The organism is Streptomyces sp. NPDC056231 (genome assembly GCF_048270745.1).
Classification (GTDB): domain Bacteria; phylum Actinomycetota; class Actinomycetes; order Streptomycetales; family Streptomycetaceae; genus Streptomyces.
In genome coordinates, this window is record NZ_JBLVKW010000013.1 from 1 (window position 1) to 18,103 (window position 18,103).

17 protein-coding genes are annotated in these 18,103 nt (G+C 70.7%); 7 read left to right on the plus strand and 10 right to left on the minus strand.

What is annotated here, in order from left to right; genetic code table 11:
* Window positions 1-46: 46 nt before the first annotated feature.
* Window positions 47-400 (minus strand): hypothetical protein, encoded by a 354-nt coding sequence (locus tag ACNPQM_RS13375; protein ID WP_358860525.1) that lies wholly within the window; start codon window positions 398-400, stop codon window positions 47-49.
* Between the two features lie 356 nt (window positions 401-756).
* Between ACNPQM_RS13375 and ACNPQM_RS13380 the strand changes: the two genes are divergently transcribed.
* Both ACNPQM_RS13380 and ACNPQM_RS13385 read left to right on the plus strand, forming a co-directional pair.
* Window positions 757-1,806, plus strand: a complete 1,050-nt coding sequence (locus ACNPQM_RS13380) for an NlpC/P60 family protein (RefSeq protein ID WP_418084151.1) — start codon at window positions 757-759, stop codon at window positions 1,804-1,806.
* 71 nt (window positions 1,807-1,877) lie between these two features.
* On the plus strand, window positions 1,878-2,651 hold the full coding sequence (locus ACNPQM_RS13385; RefSeq protein ID WP_418084152.1) for a GNAT family N-acetyltransferase: 774 nt from the start codon (window positions 1,878-1,880) through the stop codon (window positions 2,649-2,651).
* Between the two features lie 16 nt (window positions 2,652-2,667).
* Here ACNPQM_RS13385 and ACNPQM_RS13390 read toward each other — a convergent pair whose 3' ends face one another.
* Together ACNPQM_RS13390 and ACNPQM_RS13395 are read right to left on the minus strand one after the other, a co-directional pair.
* Window positions 2,668-3,363, minus strand: a complete 696-nt coding sequence (locus ACNPQM_RS13390; protein WP_358860528.1) for a response regulator transcription factor — start codon at window positions 3,361-3,363, stop codon at window positions 2,668-2,670.
* Window positions 3,360-4,646, minus strand: coding sequence for a PspC domain-containing protein (locus ACNPQM_RS13395; protein ID WP_358860529.1), 1,287 nt, complete (start codon window positions 4,644-4,646; stop codon window positions 3,360-3,362). The genes ACNPQM_RS13390 and ACNPQM_RS13395 overlap by 4 nt, the downstream gene beginning before the upstream one ends.
* Window positions 4,647-4,833: 187 nt before the next feature.
* On the opposite strand from ACNPQM_RS13395, the gene ACNPQM_RS13400 reads away from it, so the two are divergent.
* Window positions 4,834-6,144 carry a PspC domain-containing protein gene (locus ACNPQM_RS13400; protein WP_418084153.1) on the plus strand — a complete coding sequence of 437 codons (1,311 nt, stop codon included), beginning with the start codon at window positions 4,834-4,836 and terminating at the stop codon, window positions 6,142-6,144.
* A gap of 156 nt (window positions 6,145-6,300) precedes the next feature.
* On the opposite strand, the gene ACNPQM_RS13405 is transcribed toward ACNPQM_RS13400, so the two are convergent.
* The 4 genes from ACNPQM_RS13405 to guaA form a co-directional block, all read right to left on the minus strand.
* Window positions 6,301-6,810, minus strand: coding sequence for a DoxX family protein (locus ACNPQM_RS13405; RefSeq protein WP_418084154.1), 510 nt, complete (start codon window positions 6,808-6,810; stop codon window positions 6,301-6,303).
* A gap of 289 nt (window positions 6,811-7,099) precedes the next feature.
* Window positions 7,100-8,365 carry a hypothetical protein gene (locus tag ACNPQM_RS13410; RefSeq protein ID WP_418084239.1) on the minus strand — a complete coding sequence of 422 codons (1,266 nt, stop codon included), beginning with the start codon at window positions 8,363-8,365 and terminating at the stop codon, window positions 7,100-7,102.
* Window positions 8,366-8,478: 113 nt separating this feature from the next.
* The gene (locus ACNPQM_RS13415) at window positions 8,479-9,249 is read right to left on the minus strand and encodes a class II aldolase/adducin family protein (RefSeq protein WP_418084155.1); all 771 of its coding nucleotides are present in this window, start codon (window positions 9,247-9,249) and stop codon (window positions 8,479-8,481) included.
* Between the two features lie 165 nt (window positions 9,250-9,414).
* Window positions 9,415-11,010 (minus strand): glutamine-hydrolyzing GMP synthase, encoded by a 1,596-nt coding sequence (gene guaA / locus ACNPQM_RS13420; RefSeq protein WP_358860533.1) that lies wholly within the window; start codon window positions 11,008-11,010, stop codon window positions 9,415-9,417.
* A 383-nt stretch (window positions 11,011-11,393) separates the two neighbouring features.
* Here guaA and ACNPQM_RS13425 point away from each other — a divergent pair, with 383 nt between their 5' ends.
* Entirely contained in the window at window positions 11,394-11,699 is a 306-nt protein-coding gene (locus ACNPQM_RS13425) for a chorismate mutase (RefSeq protein ID WP_418084156.1), read from the plus strand.
* 208 nt (window positions 11,700-11,907) lie between these two features.
* Here ACNPQM_RS13425 and gcl read toward each other — a convergent pair whose 3' ends face one another.
* On the minus strand, window positions 11,908-13,692 hold the full coding sequence (gcl, locus tag ACNPQM_RS13430) for a glyoxylate carboligase (protein ID WP_418084157.1): 1,785 nt from the start codon (window positions 13,690-13,692) through the stop codon (window positions 11,908-11,910).
* Window positions 13,693-14,004: 312 nt separating this feature from the next.
* Between gcl and ACNPQM_RS13435 the strand changes: the two genes are divergently transcribed.
* The gene (locus ACNPQM_RS13435) at window positions 14,005-14,718 is read left to right on the plus strand and encodes a hypothetical protein (protein WP_418084240.1); all 714 of its coding nucleotides are present in this window, start codon (window positions 14,005-14,007) and stop codon (window positions 14,716-14,718) included.
* A 24-nt stretch (window positions 14,719-14,742) separates the two neighbouring features.
* Here the strand turns inward: ACNPQM_RS13435 and ACNPQM_RS13440 are convergent, their stop codons facing one another.
* Window positions 14,743-15,858 carry a PP2C family protein-serine/threonine phosphatase gene (locus tag ACNPQM_RS13440; RefSeq protein WP_418084158.1) on the minus strand — a complete coding sequence of 372 codons (1,116 nt, stop codon included), beginning with the start codon at window positions 15,856-15,858 and terminating at the stop codon, window positions 14,743-14,745.
* Window positions 15,859-16,199: 341 nt separating this feature from the next.
* Window positions 16,200-16,763 carry an RICIN domain-containing protein gene (locus ACNPQM_RS13445; RefSeq protein ID WP_418084159.1) on the minus strand — a complete coding sequence of 188 codons (564 nt, stop codon included), beginning with the start codon at window positions 16,761-16,763 and terminating at the stop codon, window positions 16,200-16,202.
* Between the two features lie 482 nt (window positions 16,764-17,245).
* Here ACNPQM_RS13445 and ACNPQM_RS13450 point away from each other — a divergent pair, with 482 nt between their 5' ends.
* Window positions 17,246-17,752 (plus strand): GNAT family N-acetyltransferase, encoded by a 507-nt coding sequence (locus ACNPQM_RS13450; protein WP_418084160.1) that lies wholly within the window; start codon window positions 17,246-17,248, stop codon window positions 17,750-17,752.
* Between the two features lie 125 nt (window positions 17,753-17,877).
* Window positions 17,878-18,099, plus strand: a complete 222-nt coding sequence (locus ACNPQM_RS13455; protein ID WP_358857197.1) for a hypothetical protein — start codon at window positions 17,878-17,880, stop codon at window positions 18,097-18,099.
* Window positions 18,100-18,103: the final 4 nt, after the last annotated feature.

Below are 18,103 nucleotides of genomic sequence, written 5' to 3' on the forward strand. Positions count from 1 at the left end.
CTGCCGGATCCGGCAGGGGCTCACTCGCGCATGAGGGCGGTCCGGCTCAGGTCCAGAGCATCGCGATGAAGATGTTGGCGACCGTCAGTCCGCCGACCGTCGCGAACACGCCCTTCTCGGCCTTCTCCTCGTCCCGCTTGATGTAGACCAGCGCGAGGATCACCACCAGGACCGCCAGCTTCACGCCGATCTTGATGTTGTTGACCGAGTGGCCGTCGGCCTGGTTGAGCCCGACCAGCGCAACGCCGGTGACCAGCATGGTCAGCGCGCCGTGCAGCATCGCCGGAACGAAGCGTGCCGTTCCCGCGCCCATCGCCTTCATCTGGGTCAGGAAGCCGCCCAGGAGGGAGGCGATGCCGATGATGTGCAGCGCGACGAAGACATTGATGAGTACGTCCATGAGGCAGCAGCCTAGCCGGGGCCATATCACCCCTCTTCGGCGAGGTGGGAGGTTCCTCGGCATTTCGCTTACATCTGCACCAATTGCCTGACTCTGGTGCAATTTCCCAGTCGCTCAACGACAACGCATCGCCAAATTCGGGCAATAACCGTCATTGCGACTCTTCCCCGCGCCCCGGGCTTAGCGTCCCTGTCCAGGTGGCCGGCTTCACCACTGCTCCGCACCCGGACGGCGGCCCGGTCACCCAGCCGAGAAATCCGGCGGCGGGCCGCTCCCCCTGTTGGCGTCCCGCCACCGGATCTCAGCGGCCCGCCGGTAGGCCCCGACGGGCAGTCGACGCAAGGAGCCCCGCCCCTGTGGCAGCGCATCGGAAACCCAGGCAGCGCCAGCATCCCGGCTCCGCCGCCCGCACCGCAGCCACCCTCGCCTTCGCCGCGGCGGCGACCGCCGCCGCCCTGCCGGGCTCCGCCCACGCCGGACCACACCCCACCCCCGCCCGGATCAAGGCCGCGGTGGACCGGCTGTACCACGACGCCGAGGTCGCCACCGAGCAGTACAACGGCGCGAAGGAGAAGGCGGCCGCCGCCGCCAAGTCCCTGAACGCACTGCGCGACGAGGCCGCCCGCAGGACCGAACGCCTCAACGCCTCCCGCAACGAACTCGGTTCGCTCGCCGCCGCGGAGTACCGCACCGGCGGCCTCGACCCCGCCGTGCAGCTGGCGCTGTCCTCGGACCCCGACCAGTATCTGCAACGGGCCTCGTACGTGGACCGGGCCGCCGACCGCCAGGCGGCCGAGGTCTCCAACGTGCGGCGTCAGGTCACCGAGATCGCCCAGCTGCGCGCGGAGGCGAAGGACGAGCTGGCGGACCTCACCGCCCGCCGGGCCGACCTGAAGAAGCACCGGACGACGGTCAGGGCCAGACTGGCGGAGGCCCAGAAGCTCCTCGACACCCTCTCACCCGCGGAGCGCGCCGAGTTCGAGCGCTCGGACACCGCCCGCGCCGCCGCCCGCGCGGATCGCAGCGCCCCGCGCTTAGGCACCGCCGAGGCCCCCAACGCCCGCGCAGCGGAGGCCATCGCGTTCGCCTACGGAGCGCTCGGCAAGCCGTACGTCTGGGGCGCGACCGGACCGTCCTCGTTCGACTGCTCCGGGCTGACCCAGGCCGCCTGGCGCTCCGCCGGCGTCTCACTCCCCCGCACCACATACACCCAGATCAACGCCGGCCGGAACATTCCCCGCTCCGAACTCGCCCCTGGCGACCTGGTGTTCTTCTACTCCGGGATCAGCCATGTCGGTCTCTACATCGGCGACGGACAGATGATCCACGCGCCGCACCCCGGAGCGCCGGTCCGCATCGCGCCGATCGACGGCATGCCCTTCGCGGGAGCGACCCGGGTCGCATAGGCTCCCTTGCTGCACAGTTCGCGGTCCTGAGTCCGGAGCCCCCACCGGACCGGTCGAAGGGGGACCCCCGTATGCCCATGGACACCGACGTCCAGACCTACGCCCAGACACTCGCCCTCCGCTCACCCGGCCACTTCCGGGTCGGCCCGTTCACTGTCCGCCACAACCCGAACTGGTCGCTGAAGTACGCCAATTACGCGATCCCGGACCGGGACTCCGAACCGACCGCGACCGACGTGCAGAAGCTGATCGCCGCATTTCGCGAACGCGACCGGATGCCGCGCCTGGAGTATCTGCCTGACTGGGCACCCGCGGTCGAACCCGCCCTTCTCGCCGCCGGGTTCACCGTCGAGGACCGTCCGCCGATCCTCGTGTGCACACCCGGCGACCTCCTGCCGCCGAAGCCCGTCGACACCCTCGTGCTGGCCGAACCGGCCACCGACGCCGAGTTCGACGCCGCCGCCCGCGTACAGCACCACGGGTACGGCGGGACCGGGGAGCCCGAGGGCGGCCAAGCCGCATTGCTGCGCGACGCGGTCGCGGACGGCGGAGTGGCGGCGCTCGCCACCCTCGACGGCACCCCGGCGGGCGCGGGCGGCTGCTCGGTCCCGGTCGACGGCCTCACCGAACTGACCGGTCTCGCCGTCGCCGACGCCTTCCGCCGCCGCGGCATCGGCGCCGCACTCTCCGCCCATCTGACCGCGGCCGCGTTCGCGCGGGGCTGCCGGGTGGTGTGGCTGGAGCCGGCCGACGCCGCTGTGGAACGGATCTACGCGGGCATCGGCTACCGCAGGGTCGGCGAAAAACTCAACATCTCCGTCGACCCCGAAAGGGAGAACAGCTGACTCGGACCGGTCGGTCTCAGACCAGTCGTCGGGCCGTCGCCCACCGCGTCAGCTCGTGCCGGTTCGACAGCTGGAGCTTCCGCAGCACCGCCGAGACATGCGACTCGACCGTCTTCACCGAGATGAACAGCTGCTTGGCGATCTCCTTGTACGCATAGCCGCGTGCGATCAGCCGCAGCACCTCGCGCTCGCGCTGCGTCAGCCGGTCCAGGTCCTCGTCGACCGGCGGTGCGTCCGTCGAGGCGAACGCGTCGAGGACGAAGCCGGCCAGCCGGGGCGAGAACACCGCGTCGCCTTCCTGCACCCGGAAGACCGAATCGACGAGGTCAGTGCCGGTGATCGTCTTGGTGACGTAGCCGCGGGCGCCGCCGCGGATGACACCGATGACATCCTCCGCGGCGTCGGAGACGGACAGCGCAAGGAACCGCACCGGGTTCTCGACCGCGCCCATCAGCGGGGTGCAGCGGCGCAGCACCTCGACGCCGCCGCCGCCCGGCAGGTGCACGTCGAGGAGGACGACCTCAGGACGGGTCGCCGTGATGACGGTGACCGCCTGGTCGACGTCTGCGGCCTCGCCGACGACCTCGACACCGGTCTCCTCGGTGCGGCCGATCTCGGCCTGGACTCCGGTGCGGAACATCCGGTGGTCGTCGACGAGCACGACCCGTACCCGGCGCTCCGGGCCCCCGGCCGTTTCGGTGGTCTCCGTCATTCGCTCGCCCTCTCCATCTCCAGCTCGACTTCCGTGCCCCCGCCGGGCACCGAACGCAGCCGCGCCGTACCGCCGTTGCGCTGCATCCGGCCGATGATTGATTCTCGTACGCCCATTCTGTCCCCCGGTACGGCATCCGGATCGAATCCCGGTCCACGGTCCCGTACGGAGACGAAGACCGTGCGGCCCTCGACCTCCGCGTAGACCTGCACGGCGCCGCCCTCGCCACCGTACTTCGCGGCATTGACCATCGCCTCGCGTGCGGCCTGCATCTGCGCGGCGAGCTTCTCGTCGAGCGGGCAGTCGCCGACGACGACGACCTCCAGCGGGACGCCGTGCTTGTCCTCGACCTCGGCGGCGGCGCGTTTGACCGCTTCGGCGAGGGTCTCCGGTTCGTCACCCTCGTCCTTGCCGGTGCCCTCGGGGTTGTACAGCCAGTTGCGCAGCTCGCGTTCCTGCGCGCGGGCCAGTCTGCGGACCTCGTTGCTGTCGTCCGCGTTGCGCTGGATCAGGGTGAGAGTGTGCAGCACGGAGTCGTGGACATGAGCCGCGACCTCGGCGCGTTCCTGGGCCCTGATGCGCATCAGGCGCTCCTCGGACAGGTCCTGGGTCATGCGGACGAGATAGGGACCCGCCAGCAGCGCGATACCGGTGAGGACGGCGATCGCCGCGGTCAGGACATTGCCGAGCTGGGCCGCGGAGCCGCGTACCACCATGAACACGGCGAGCCCCAGGCCGACCAGGGCGACCCCGGCCAGCGCCCGCGCCAGATGCAGCACCCGGCGACGGCTTCCGACCTCCATCCAGCGGGCCCGGCGGGCGTTGTCGGCCTGCCGCCACACCAGGACGGAGCCCGCTCCGATCAGCAGCGTCGGCCAGATGTATCGGTCGGCCTCGCTGCCCATGTCGACGTTGCCGACGAAGATGACGGCGCCGATGAGGAGCGCGAGGAGAGCGAACACCTGCCCCTTGTCGGGCTTGCGGAGCCGGCGCCGGCCGTCGGGAGCCGTCTCGAAGACGGAGCGCGGCGCCTCGACACCGCCGACGCCGAGCGGGACGACGATCCAGAACACGGCGTAGAGCAGAGCCCCGAGGCCGTCCGCGAAGAACAGTCCGAGGAAGACGAACCGCACCCAGACGACGGGCAGCCCGAGATGTCCGGCGAGACCGCGCGCGACACCGCCGAGCTGCCGTCCGTCGGCGCTGCGGTACAGCTTGCGCAGCGGTGGCTCCTCCGGGTCGGCGCTGAGGGAGCTTGCGGCTCGGGGTGTGGCGGTCGGCATGCCCCGATCGTCACATGGACGGCGTAAGCGGCGGTATCAGGGTCTGCCCCCACTTCGACCCTGAGACGGGCAGTCGCACCCACCGCACGCCGCGACGGCGCCCTTCAGGGTCCGGGGTACGAATATCAGGGACCGGCCAGGGTCGGCCCGGGTCCCGTCGGCGCCGGCCGCCCGTCACCATGGAGCCATGACCGTTCCCCAGGACGCCGCGCCCGGCGTCGCACCGCCGCCCGCACCGAGACCGCAGCTGCAGCGCAGCTCGCGGCAGAAAGTAGTGGCCGGGGTGTGCGGCGGACTCGGCCGGTACTGCGACGTGGACCCGGTGATCTTCCGGATCGTGATCGGTGTGCTGTCGGTCACCGGTGGGGTCGGCCTGATCTTCTACGGCTTCGCGTGGCTGCTGCTCCCGCTGGAGGGCGAGGAGGAGAACGAGGCACGCAGGCTGCTGTCCGGCCGGGTCGAGGGGGCGTCGCTGATCGCGGCGTTGTTCGCGCTGATCGGCTGCGGGCTCTTCCTGTCCATGCTGGGCAACGGGGGCACGCTGGCGTTCTCCGCGATGCTCACGCTCGCGGTCATCGGTTTCAGCGTGTGGACGCAGCACCGCAGGACCGCCGCGCCCGAGGACCCGCTGCACCCGACGGCCGCCGCGCAGGCGGTGGCGGACGCCCCGCCGGAGGTGAAAGCACCGCCGTCGCCGGGCAGCCCGTCCTGGTGGCGGGATCCGATCATCAAGGACGGCACGTCCGGGCCGGCGGGACCGGGATATCTGTGGGGCCCGGCGGGTGCGGTGGCCGACAGCCCGCCGGTACCCCGCAGGGCGGCGGACTCCCCGTACCGCGCACCCGCGCCGGCCCGGCCCAACCGGGGGCCGCGCTCGATCGGCGGCCTGGTCTTTCTGCTCGCCCTGATCGCGGGCGGTCTGGGCACGGGGCTCAGCTGGCACACGCATCCGTTCGGTACGAGCCTGCAGTTCGGCCTGGCCGCGGCACTCGCCGTGTTCGGTGCGGGGATGCTGGTCAGCACCTTTCTCGGCAGGACCGGGTTCGGCACCGTCCTGCTGGCAATGATCACGGCGGCGCTGCTGGCGGGCTCGGCCGCGCTGCCGAAGGACATCAGCACCCATTGGGTACGGGAGGAATGGCACCCGGCGTCGGTCGCCGCGGTCCAGCCGCGATACCAGCTGGGCAGCGGTGTCGGCAGACTCGACCTGTCGAAGGTGCCGGCCTTGAAGGGTGAGACGGTCCGTACGCGGCTGGGGGTCGGCGCGGGCCGGGCGGTCGTCGTCGTACCGAAGGCGGTGACGCTCCAGGTGCGGGCGCACGCCGGGGTCGGCGACATCCGGCTGCCGGGCGATCCGCCGGGGAATGTGGACGTCAGCCCGTCGCAGAAGGAACACCGCACGATCGCCCCGCCCGCGGGCGTCACCCCGGCGGGCACGGTCGAGCTGGATCTGGAAGTCGGTATCGGACAGGTGGAGGTCATTCGTGCTGCGTCATGAGATCCGGCCGGGCCGGGCGGTCGCGGGGATCGCGATGCTCGCCCTCGCCGCCGGTTACGCGGCGGACGCGGCCGGCACCTGGGACGCCCCCTGGGTCTTCTTCTTCCCAGTGTTCTTCGGCGGCCTCTGGCTGGCCGCGACCACGACGTGGATCGGCTACCGTATCCGCCGCCGTCGCGACGCGAGGAAGGCGTCCACGGAGAACGACGTGGCGCCGCAGAGCACCAGCGGCAGCCAGGCCATGAGGTAGGCCAGGTCGTTGCCGAAGTAGTACGGCTTGACCTGCCAGCTCACGGTCAGCCACAGACTCAGCGAGATCAGCGCTCCGCCGAGTGCGGCGAGCCGGGCCCGCAGCCCGATCAGCGTGCCGATGCCGACGGCGATCTCACCGAGGGCGATGGCGTACCCGAAGGCTCCCGGGCTCTTCAGTGCGAGGTCGACGAGGGCCGGGATCGCGGCGGAGTCGCGCACCGCGTGCATCGTCTCGCCAATGGAGCCGGGGCCCGTGGCATTGAAGAAACCACTGTCCGTCAGTTTGTCGAGCCCGGCATAGAGAAAGGTGGCACCGAGAAAGATCCGCAGCGGCAGCATGGCATGCTCCCGCGCCAGCTCCCGGATGCTTATCGCCTCGCCCAGACCTCGCGAATTCGCGCCATACCCATACATAAGACCCCGCCCTTCCGTCGACCCGTCACCAGACCATACGTACGCGGTGAACGGGCTGCTCAGCTACCCCGCGGTTCGGTCAGACCCAAGCGGCGGCCGGAGGAAGGACGGTCGGTCTCAGGCCGGCCTCAGGCCGACCGGCACATGGGGGGTGGGTGAAGGAGCGGGGCTGGGTGCGTGCGGCTGCAATTCGGAGGAGGGAGGCAACGCGGAGCATTGTTGACCGACGACCACGCCGCAGATGTGCGCAACCGGCCCCGCGACGCCGCCTCCCATGTGCCGGTCGGCCTCAGTCCGTGACGTCGATCTCGACCCGGTTCGTCTCCACGCCGGCGGCTGTCACGACCTGGACGTCCACCCGCCCGGGTTCCACCTCCACCGGGACCGGCACGGTGAGCACGGTGTCGGTCGGGTTGGCGAAGCCTCCGGTGACCGGGACCAGCGGGACATGGACATGGACCCGGCCGATCCGGACCACCATGCGGGCCAGCCGGTCCGGAGCCCCGGCACCGGGCGGCACGAAGCCCGCGCCGCGGATCTCGATGTCGTCGCCGGTACGGATCGGCGCGTCCAGGTCACCGGCCTCCCGGGCCCGTACGACGGACAGCACAACCGGGCGCCCGCCCTCCGCGTGCTTCCCCACGAAGTACGTCGCCGCGGAGACCGCCACCAGCAGGGCCAGCCCCCAGGGCAGATCGGGAAGCTGCTCGGGCCGGCGGGCCAGCCGGACCGCGGAGAAGAGGACGGCTACGGCGCTCACCAGCACGTACTGCACATCCGTGAAACTGCCGCGCCCGGAGTCGTCGGTGAGCAGATCGGCGGCGCGCGGCCGGTCCGCCCGCAGCTTCTGGAGGCGCTGCGCGAGGACGCGTACGGTCACCACCCGGCGCACGAGCACGGCGACGGCGCACACCAGCGCCAGCACCGTCAGCACCCCGGCGCCACGCGCCAGTTCCAGACCGTCGATCAGCGCGTCGCGCTCCGCGTGGCCGGAGGCCCCTGCCAGCTGCAGCGCGAGGACGAGTACGGAGAAGACGGCGAGCAGCACCCAGGCGACGGCGACCGCACGGGAGGTGGAGAGCCGGTTGTCCTCGCCGATCAGCGGGGCGAGAACGCCGCCGCGGGCCCGGTGGAAGCGGGCGGCGCCGGTCAGCAGCGCCGCGGTGACGACCCCGGCGAGCAGACCGGCGGTGCGGGCGGTCGACCAGCCCGCGCCGATCGCGGTGACCGACTCGCCGATGACGAGCACGGCGACGCTCCCCCAGACGACGGCCAGGGTGCGCTGCCAGACCCGGTGGAGCCAGGCGTCGCCCTCCTCCCGGCTGCGTTCGGCGACCGTGCGGGCCGACTCGGTCAGCTCGTCGGAGACCCACTGACGGGTCGCGGACGCGGACTGGGCGACGCCGGTCGGCAGGCCCTGGCCCTCAGCGAGTCCGTCCCGTTTGGCCAGGAAGGCGGCCACCGCGCGCCGGTGCCCCTCGCGCGCTCCGTGCGGGCAGTCGCCGCACGTACAGCCACCGCCGTGCGCGCCTTGTCGTGCCTCGTCCAACGCCACGGAGAACGCCGCCCTTTCCTGCCCCGATACTGCCAACTGACCATCGATTTCTGCGAATTGTGCCGTACGGGACGGTCAGATGCCGCATCGGGGCGGTCCGGACGCGCAGATCGTCAGAACGTTCGAGCAATCCGCTTCCACAGCGGCTGGTAATTGATCCAGGCCACCAGGTCGCTGCCGAGCTGTTCGCGGGTGGCGACGGCGTCCCGGTGCTCGATCAGCACTGGCTTCCCGGCCGCCCGCGCGGTCAGCTGCACCTGGCAGGAGCGCTCCATGGTGAGGAACCACCAGGCGGCCGCGTCCACCGAGTCACCGACGGTCAGCAGTCCGTGGTTGCGCAGAATGATCGCCTTGCGGGTGCCGAGCGCGGCCGCGATCCGGCGCCCCTCGTCCTCGTCGACCACGACCCCCGTGAAGGCCTGGTAGACCGCGTGATCCTCGTAGAACGCGCAGGATTCCTGGGTGATCGGCTCGATGAACTCACCGAGCGCGGACAGCGCCCGGCCGTGCAGGGAGTGGGTGTGCGCGACGGCGACGACGTCCGGGCGCGCCCGGTGCACCTGGGCATGGACGGCGAACGCCGCCTGATTGACGTGGTGGCGCCCCTCGACGACCTGACCGTCGCCGTTGGCCAGGATCAGATCCTCCGGGCTCATCCCGTCGAAGGGGGCGCCGAACGGGTTGACCCAGAAGCAGTCGGCGAACTCCGGGTCCCGCGCGGTGAGGTGACCGGAGACCCCGTCCTCGTACCCGTACTCACCGAACAGCCGCAACGCCCCGGCCAGCCGCTTCTTGCGGTGCGCGCGTTCCTCGCCGAGCGACTCGTGGACGGGCGGCATCGCGAACTGCAGCTGTTCGACGGGGATCGGCGTGGGCTCGGGCATGACGACTCCTCGGGACTCCCAGGGCATTCGGACGGAAGCTACCGCCGGTCACCGCAGGTGGCCAGAGCGATCACGCATCGATTCGCCGGAGTGGCGGCCCCGGACACGGCGATGCCGCCGCCCGAATGAACGAGCGACGGCATCGGCATCGGCCCCGCGGTGGGATCACTCCCACTCGATGGTGCCCGGCGGCTTGCTCGTCACGTCGAGGACGACGCGGTTGACGTCGGCGACCTCGTTGGTGATGCGGGTGGAGATCTTCGCCAGGACCTCGTACGGCAGACGCGACCAGTCGGCCGTCATCGCGTCCTCGGAGGAGACGGGGCGCAGCACGATCGGGTGACCGTAGGTGCGGCCGTCGCCCTGGACGCCGACCGAGCGGACGTCGGCCAGGAGGACCACCGGGCACTGCCAGATGTCGCGGTCGAGTCCGGCCTCGGTCAGCTCCTCACGGGCGATGGCGTCGGCCTCGCGCAGCAGGTCGAGCCGCTCCTTGGTGACCTCGCCGACGATCCGGATACCGAGACCGGGGCCGGGGAACGGCTGGCGCTGGACGATCTCCTCCGGCAGGCCGAGCTCCTGGCCGACCATCCGGACCTCGTCCTTGAACAGCTGCCGCAGCGGCTCGACGAGCTGGAACTCGATGTCGTCGGGGAGGCCGCCCACGTTGTGGTGGGACTTGATGTTGGCGGTGCCGGTGCCGCCGCCGGACTCGACGACGTCCGGGTAGAGCGTGCCCTGCACGAGGAACGCGACGTCCTCGCCGGCCGCGCCCGCCTCGGCGACGAGCTCGGCCTGGGCCTGCTCGAAGACGCGGATGAACTCGCGGCCGATGATCTTCCGCTTCTGCTCGGGATCGGAGACCCCGGCCAGCGCCTTCAGGAACCGCTCCTCGGCGTCGACGACCTTCAGCTGGACGCCGGTGGCGGCCACGAAGTCCTTCTCGACCTGCTCGGTCTCGCCCTTGCGCATCAGGCCGTGGTCCACGTACACGCAGGTCAGCTGGGAGCCGATGGCCTTCTGAACGAGGGCTGCGGCGACCGCGGAGTCCACACCGCCGGAGAGTCCGCAGATGGCGCGCTTGGTGCCGACCTGCTCACGGATCAGCGCGATCTGCTCCTCGACGACGTTCGTCGTGGTCCAGGTCGGCTCGATGCCCGCGCCGCGGTAGAGGAAGTGCTCCAGGACCTGCTGGCCGTACGTGGAGTGCAGGACCTCGGGGTGGTACTGGACGCCGTAGAGCTTCTTCTCGTCGTTCTCGAAGGCAGCGACCGGTACGACGTCCGTGGACGCGGTGACGGTGAAGCCCTCGGGGGCGGCGGAGCAGGCATCGCCGTGCGACATCCAGACGGACTGCTCGGCGGGCGTGCCCTCGAAGAGCGTGGAGCCGGTCTTGGAGACCGTCAGCGGGGTGCGGCCGTACTCACGGGCACCGTTGTCGTCCACGGTGCCGCCGAGCGTGGTGGCCATCAGCTGGAAGCCGTAGCACATACCGAAGATCGGAACCCCGGCCTCGAACAGCGAGCGGTCCAGACTGGGCGCGCCGTCCGCGTACACCGAGGAGGGGCCGCCGGACAGGATGATCGCCCGGGGGTTCTTGGCCAGCATCTCGGCCACCGGCATCGTGGACGGGACGATCTCGCTGTAGACCCGGGCCTCACGGACGCGGCGGGCGATGAGCTGGGCGTACTGCGCGCCGAAGTCGACGACAAGGACCACGTCGGGTGTGGTGTCGGGGGCGGCGGGGGGTGCTGCTGGCACGGGGGCGGCCTTCCGGCGTTGAAAGGGGGGTCGGTTATGCCGATTCTACCGGGGTTGCGAGGGAGACGGATTTCTGCGTCTTCCAGGGTACGGGCCATGACCCTCCGGGCGTCGGCCGGAGCGATGCGCGCGACCGCACCGTCGGCGGCGTCTCAGCATCCGGGCCGCGCGTTGGCCCATCGCCCCGCGCGGGTCCATACTGGCGCCATGCGTCAGCACACGACCTTCGTCTTTACCTATGGCATCCGGCCCGCCGGCTGCCATGGTCGTGCTGCTTGAGCAACTGACAAGCAACGTTCCAGGCGCCCCGGGCCGACAGGCCCGGGGCGTTCTGCGTTCGGGGCCCGACCGCTCCGGGGACCACATCCCCCAGGAGTCACACCATGAGCAACAGCACCGCCGCCGCGAAGACCCTCATCGAGAAGACCGGTGCGAACACCAATGAGGCCGCTCGGCTGATCGGTGACGCCCGCGAGCGCATCGACGCCCTCGACGACCGGATCATCGGGCTCGTCCAGGAACGGATGGCCGTCTCGGCAGTCATTCAGGAGGCGCGGATCACTTCCGGCGGCCGCCGGGTCAACCTCTCCCGCGAGATGGAGATCCTCGGCCAGTACCGGAAGGCGCTCGGCAAGCCCGGCACCTCGCTCGCCATGACGCTGCTGGAGCTGTGCCGCGGCCGCGTGTGACTCCGCGCGGGCCGGCCGCGCGCAAACCACGTGCGGCCCGCCCATGTCACCGTCGCCGGGCCGACGCCCACGCCGGGGGGCCGGGGGGGGGGGGGCCCCGGGGGCGGGGCGGGGGGGGTGGGGGTGGGGGCGGGGGGGTGGGGGGGGGGCTCACCGGGGGGGGGGGACCCCCCCCCCCCACCTGGAAGACGTACCGAGGAGTGCTGCGTCAACTCGCGACGAACGGGCGGATCGCCGTCGGGGCGTGGCCCGGCTCGGTGGCAATGTCCTCCCACTCGTTGACGGCGTCGATCCCGGCGCCACTCATCGAGATGTTGGTGATGCGCTCCAGGATCGCCTCGACGACCACGGGGACGCGGAATTCGGCGGCCAGCTTCTTGGCCTCCTCGAACGCGGGCAGCAGTTGGTCCGGCCCGGTGACCCGGATCGCCTTGCAGCCCAGCCCCTCGACAACCTTGACGTGGTCGACGCCGTAGACGCCCAGTTCCGGCGAGTTGATGTTCTCGAACTCCAGGTTGACCTGGAAGTTGATGTCCAGGTTGCGCTGCGCCTGGCGGATCAGCCCCAGGTAGGAGTTGTTCACCAGGACATGGACGTACGGGATGTTGTGCTGCGCACCGACCGCCAGTTCCTCCAGCATGAACTGGAAGTCGTAGTCCCCGGAGAGCGCGACGACCTGGCCCTCGGGGTCGGCGGTGGCGACCCCCAGCGCGGCCGGGATGGTCCAGCCGAGCGGGCCGGCCTGGCCGCAGTTGATCCAGTGGCGCGGCCGGTAGACGTGCAGCATCTGCGCGCCGGCGATCTGGGAGAGGCCGATCGTGGTGACATAGCGGGTCTCCGGCCCGAAGGCCCGGTTCATCTCCTCATACACCCGCTGCGGCTTCAGCGGCACTTGGTCGAAGTGGGTGCGGCGCTGCAGCTTCGCCCTGCGTTCCTGGGTGGAGGCGGCCCAGGCGCTGCGGTCCGGCAGCTTGCCCGCGGCCTTGAGCTCCTTGGCCACCTCGACGAAGAGCTCCAGCGCGGCCCGGGCGTCCGAGGCGATACCGAGGTCCGGCGGGAAGATCTTGCCGAGCTGAGTGGGCTCGATGTCGACGTGGACGAACTTCCGGCCCTTGGTGTAGACGGCCAGGTCGCCGGTGTGGCGGTTGGCCCAGCGGTTGCCGATGCCGAGGACGAAGTCCGACTCCAGGAAGTTCGCGTTGCCGTAGCGGTGCGATGTCTGGAGGCCGACCATCCCTGCGTTGAGCTCGTGGTCGTCGGCGAGGATGCCCCAGCCCATCAGCGTCGGGATGACCGGAGTGCCGGTCAGCTCGGCAAACTCGACGAGGAGTTCGGAGGCGTCGGCGTTGATGATGCCGCCACCGGCGACGATCACCGGGCGCTCGGCGGCGAGCAGAAAACCGATCGCCTTCTCGATCTGGGCACGGGACGCGGCCGGCTTGTAGACGGGCAGCGGCTGGTACGTCTCCGGGTCGAACTCGATCTCGGTCAGCTGGATGTCGATCGGCAGGTCGATGAGGACCGGACCCGGGCGGCCCGAGCGCATCAGGTGGAAGGCCTGCTGGAAGACGCCGGGCACCTGCGCGGCCTCCAGGACGGTCGTCGCAGCCTTGGTCACCGGCTTGGCGATCGACGCGATGTCGACGGCCTGGAAGTCCTCCTTGTGGAGTTTGGCCACCGGCGCCTGGCCGGTGATGCAGAGAATCGGGACGGAGTCGGCGATCGCCGAGTAGAGCCCGGTGATCATGTCCGTGCCGGCGGGTCCTGACGTACCGATGCAGACGCCGATATTGCCGGCCTTGCTCCGGGTGTAGCCCTCGGCCATGTGGGATGCGCCCTCGACATGGCGGGCCAGGGTGTGGTCGATGCCACCGCCGGCCTTGAGCGCCGCGTAGAAGGGATTGATCGCCGCTCCCGGCACGCCGAACGCGTGACTGACGCCTTCCAGCTTGAGGATCTCAACTGCCGCTCGGGCAGCGGTCATTCGAGGCATTTGAGTACTCCTGCTCAGACCTGGTGGAGTCGGGCTCTGTCGCGCCACCTGAGAGCGCCAATTCCGCATTATGGAAATTCATTTCTACTATACGGAAGCAATCTAAACGGAGGCCTGGCGGCCGTCAAGAGAGGGCGCCAGGCCGCTGCCACGCGCCGCCTGAAGAGCCGCGAATCCTCCAAGTCGCTCCCCCCACGCCTCGCTCGTGGTGGAACATGGGGGCACGGGGCGCGGTCGGACGGTGACGGCCACGGAGCGCCGACGCGCCCGAAGACAGACACCGGGCGGCAGCAGTGCCGGAGGAAGGTCATGGTGGAGTCCGTGCCGGTATGCTGTCCGGCCTGCCGCCGCGAGCACACGTACCTCACACCGGTCCACCCGTGCCCGTGCGGGTCCCCCACCGCCGCCCCGATGCTGCGCGGCGCCGCGCCCGAGCCGGTCACGCACCGCACCTGGAACGACGACTGGGTGACCGTGCGCTGCCGCGCCTGCGGGCGCCACGACGAGTGGCCGCAGCCGGAGCTCTGCTGCCCGTGCGGGACGGTGCTGCGGATCCCGGTCGGACCGGTCACAGCGGCCGACACCGACCCGGCGGACGAAGTCCGGCCGACCCGCACCCCGCTGCCGCGCACGGCGCCCGCGCCCCGCCCACCGTTCCGGCCGATGACGATCCGCACCGGCCGCGACGCGGTCACAGCCGCCGCCACGTATCTGCGGTGGCTGGGCTACCGCGACGTCGTCATACCGGCGGAGCGGCCTTCGTCCCGGATCGATCTGCGCGCCGCCGGACTGATCGCCCAGGTCGACTCGACCACCCGGCCGAGCACCCTGCGCGACGTCGAATGTCTCTGGCTGAACGCCCTCAACGCATCGGTGACCAGCGTCTTCTTCTCGCTGGCGGGGTATGCGCAGGACGCCAGGGGGCGCGCCGACGGGCTCGGTATCCCACTCTTCGTCATGGACCTCACCGGGACCCCGCAGCCGGTGAACTGCCCGGCGGACGAGCTGCTCTCCATCGGGGGCTGAGGGCGTCCGGGCACGGCGGCCGGGTCACAGCCGCACGACGACCAGGGCGGTGTCGTCGGTGACACCACCGAGCGGGAGCAGGTCGGCCAGCAGGGCGTCCGCGAGCGTTTCGGGGTCGGCTGTCCGGTGGCCGGCCAGGGAGCGCGCGAGCCGTGCGAGGCCGGCGTCGATGTCTTCGCGGCGGCGCTCGATCAGGCCGTCGGTGTACAGCACGAGGACGGACCCCTCACTGAAGGGCACGGTGGCCTGGGGCCGGGGAGCGGGTTCGAGGCGGGCGCCGAGCGGGGGGTCGGTGGCCTGGTCCAGGAACTCGACGGTTCCGTCCCCGTGCAGCAGAGCCGGCGGAGGGTGGCCCGCGCTGCTGTAGGTGATGGTGTGGGTGTTCCAGTCGATGAACGTGTTGGCCACGGTGGTGTTCTCGGCGCCGTCGACCGAGCGGGCGTACAGCCCGAGAACTTCCAGGGCACGGGCGGGGTCCTCGGTGACGCGTGAGGCGGCACTCAGCGCGCTGCGCAGTTGCCCCATCACCTGGGCCGCAGACAGGCCGTGGCCGACGACGTCACCGACGGCGACCGCGACGCGGTCGCCGGGCAGTTCGACCAGGTCGTACCAGTCACCGCACACGTCCAGCGCGTCGATGGCGGGCCGGTAGCGTGCGGCCGCCGGGTGGCGCCCGGCCGGACGGAGGGCGGGCAGCATCGCCTCCTGCAGGCTCAGCGCCACCACGCGGGCGCGGATGAGTTCGGTGACCTCCTCCACGCGGTGCATCAGCAGCGTGACCCGCCCGTCCGAACCGAGGACGGGAATATTGATCATGGTCCAGTAGCGTTCGCCCAGCATCCCGGGCCCGTCGGGATCCTCCATGTCGTAGCGCTGCAGCTCCATGGTGTCGCGCTCACCGGTTTCCACCGCCCGGCGTAGTGACGCCTCGATGTTGCGCACCACAGCCGCGCCGGCATCGTTCGGTCTGTGGGCAAAATCGTCGCGCAAATAGCGGCCGATGACTTGGCTGCGGGTGCGGCCCATCACGCGCAGGAACTCTTCGTTGACGTCCGCGTAGACCAGCTGCGGGGTCAGCAGCGCCACCGCGCCGGGCAGGGCCTGGAACACCGCTGCGTAATCGATCTCCGGTTCCATCACGTCCGCCCTGCCTCGACGCCGCCGCTGGGGTTCTTTTCACGATAGGCACGGCCAGCCTATGGGCTGTCCCGTCATCTCTGGTGGATCAGCGCGCGGCGTCAGAGCGAAGGCGGGGGGAGCCGGATCGGCAGCCTGGCAGGCACGTCACAGAGGAGCAGCCGGTAGGCAGTCGCCCGCGGCGCCCCGCCGGGCCGCCCGACGTACCGGTCCGTGCGACCAGCCACGTACCAGATTGTCGCGCTGCCCGTTGGCCACTGTTCACGACCGAACGTGGCTGGGTCCCCCGAAGGAGGGCCCAGCCACACCAGGTCAACGCCTGCCCCACGGACCCCCGCGAGGACTCAGAGGCTGTTGGATTCCCAGACGGTCAGCCAGACGTCGTTGGTCGCACCCTGGGCGACGCAGTCGTACTGAATGAGGGGGCGTCCGGCGCCTACTCCCCCCGCGACGTTGAGGCACTTGTCGCTGGACTTGACGACGATCTGGTAACCGATGCCCTTGGGCACGAGCCTCCACAGTTCGTTGTCGGCGTTGCCGCAGGTGTACTGGATGATCTGGGCTCCGTTGGCGTTACTGCCGCCGTTGACGTTGAGGCACTTGCCACTGCTGACGGACCTGAACCGGTAGTAGCCGCCCCCGACCGCATTCGCTTCCCAGCGCTCGTTGGGCGCGTCGGACCACGGGTACTGGATGATCGGGACGCCGTTGCCCTGGGCCGCTCCCCGTACGTTGGCGAGCTGGCCCGGAGCGGCGGCCAGCCTCAGGGTCAGCTGCTTGGCGACGACGGACCGTGGGGCTGCCCCCGCGGAGTCGCTGGCGACGGCCGGACTGAATGAGCCCGACATCAGCGCGGCACTGGTCGCGACGGCTGCCAGGCCCACGGCCCACCGCTTGCAAGTTTTCACGTTCACTTCTCCGATCCCGCCGCAGCACACACCAACCCCTATGTCGCCATGTGCAATCGACTCGCTACAGAAGGTAGCCAATCGGCTGCATGGGCCACAGATGACATCGGGGTCACACGGGAATCGACAATCGCCTCCACACGCCCCCTCAGTACCAGCGGCATCACCCTTGGGGGGCGTTTGCTGTGCTTGACGGCCCGCCGAGGAGCCCTACGCGGTCCGGCCCGTCCCCGACGGAGCCGGGCCGCGCGAGGCCGAGCCCGATCGCCGGTTCCGGCTCCCCCAAGACCGGGCTCTCCGGATTCCGTGATCCCTGATGTCCGTCGCCCCCTTCCCCTGATGCGCCGTGCGCGGCAGGCGTCGCGTGTTCCGGGCCGAGCGGACACCGAGTGACGTGGGAAACAGTGCTCGAACGGGCGCCCGCGCGTCGGCAGTCCAGGGCCCCTGCCCCGCGCACCGGCCGCCGACGCCATACTGGCGGCATGCGTATCCGTCCCGCCCGCCGCTCCGATCTCCCGCTGCTCCAGGACATCGAGCGCGCCGCCGGCGAACCGTTCCGCACCCTCGGCATGTCCGCCGTCTCGGACGACGAGCCGCCACCCCTCGACCTATTGGACGACTACCGCAGGGCCGGCCGCGCGTGGGTGGCCGTCGAATCCGACGATCGCCCCGTCGGTTACCTGATCGCCGACGAGGTCGACGGCGCGGCCCATGTCGAGCAGGTCTCGGTCCATCCGTCCGCCGCCCGGCGCGGCGTGGGCCGCGCGCTCATCGATCACGTGGCCGGCTGGGCGGGCGACCGGCAGCTCGCCGCCCTCACTCTGACGACGTTCTCCCATGTCCCGTGGAACGCGCCGTACTACACGCGCCTCGGCTTCCGTACGCTCACGGAGGCCGAACTCACCGACGGGCTGCGGAAGATCAGGGCGGAGGAAGCGGAACACGGCCTGGACCGCTGGCCGAGGGTCTGCATGCGACGCGAACTCTGACCGGGCCTCAATCCCCTGACCCCGGAGCGGAACCGGTCGGCGACAGCGAGTGCAATCGGTCACGTTCACGCCTGGGGGCCACAATTGTTCGGGCTGTGTCAGTGGGCGGCCCTAAGATGGCGCTCATGGTCTTAACTCCACGGCATTCCCCCTCTTCCGACCCGCTGCACCCCGCACAGCCGGCGCGCCCGTCCGCCATCGAGGCGAACGAGGCGATCCGTGCGCTGGTGGACGCGCAGGCCGGGCAGGACTGGTCGTCCGTGGAGTCCGCGGCGTACGAGGTACTGCTCATCGAGTGGGCGGCGGCGACCCGCGGCAGCACCGGCGACATCATCGAAGCCGCCTGACCGC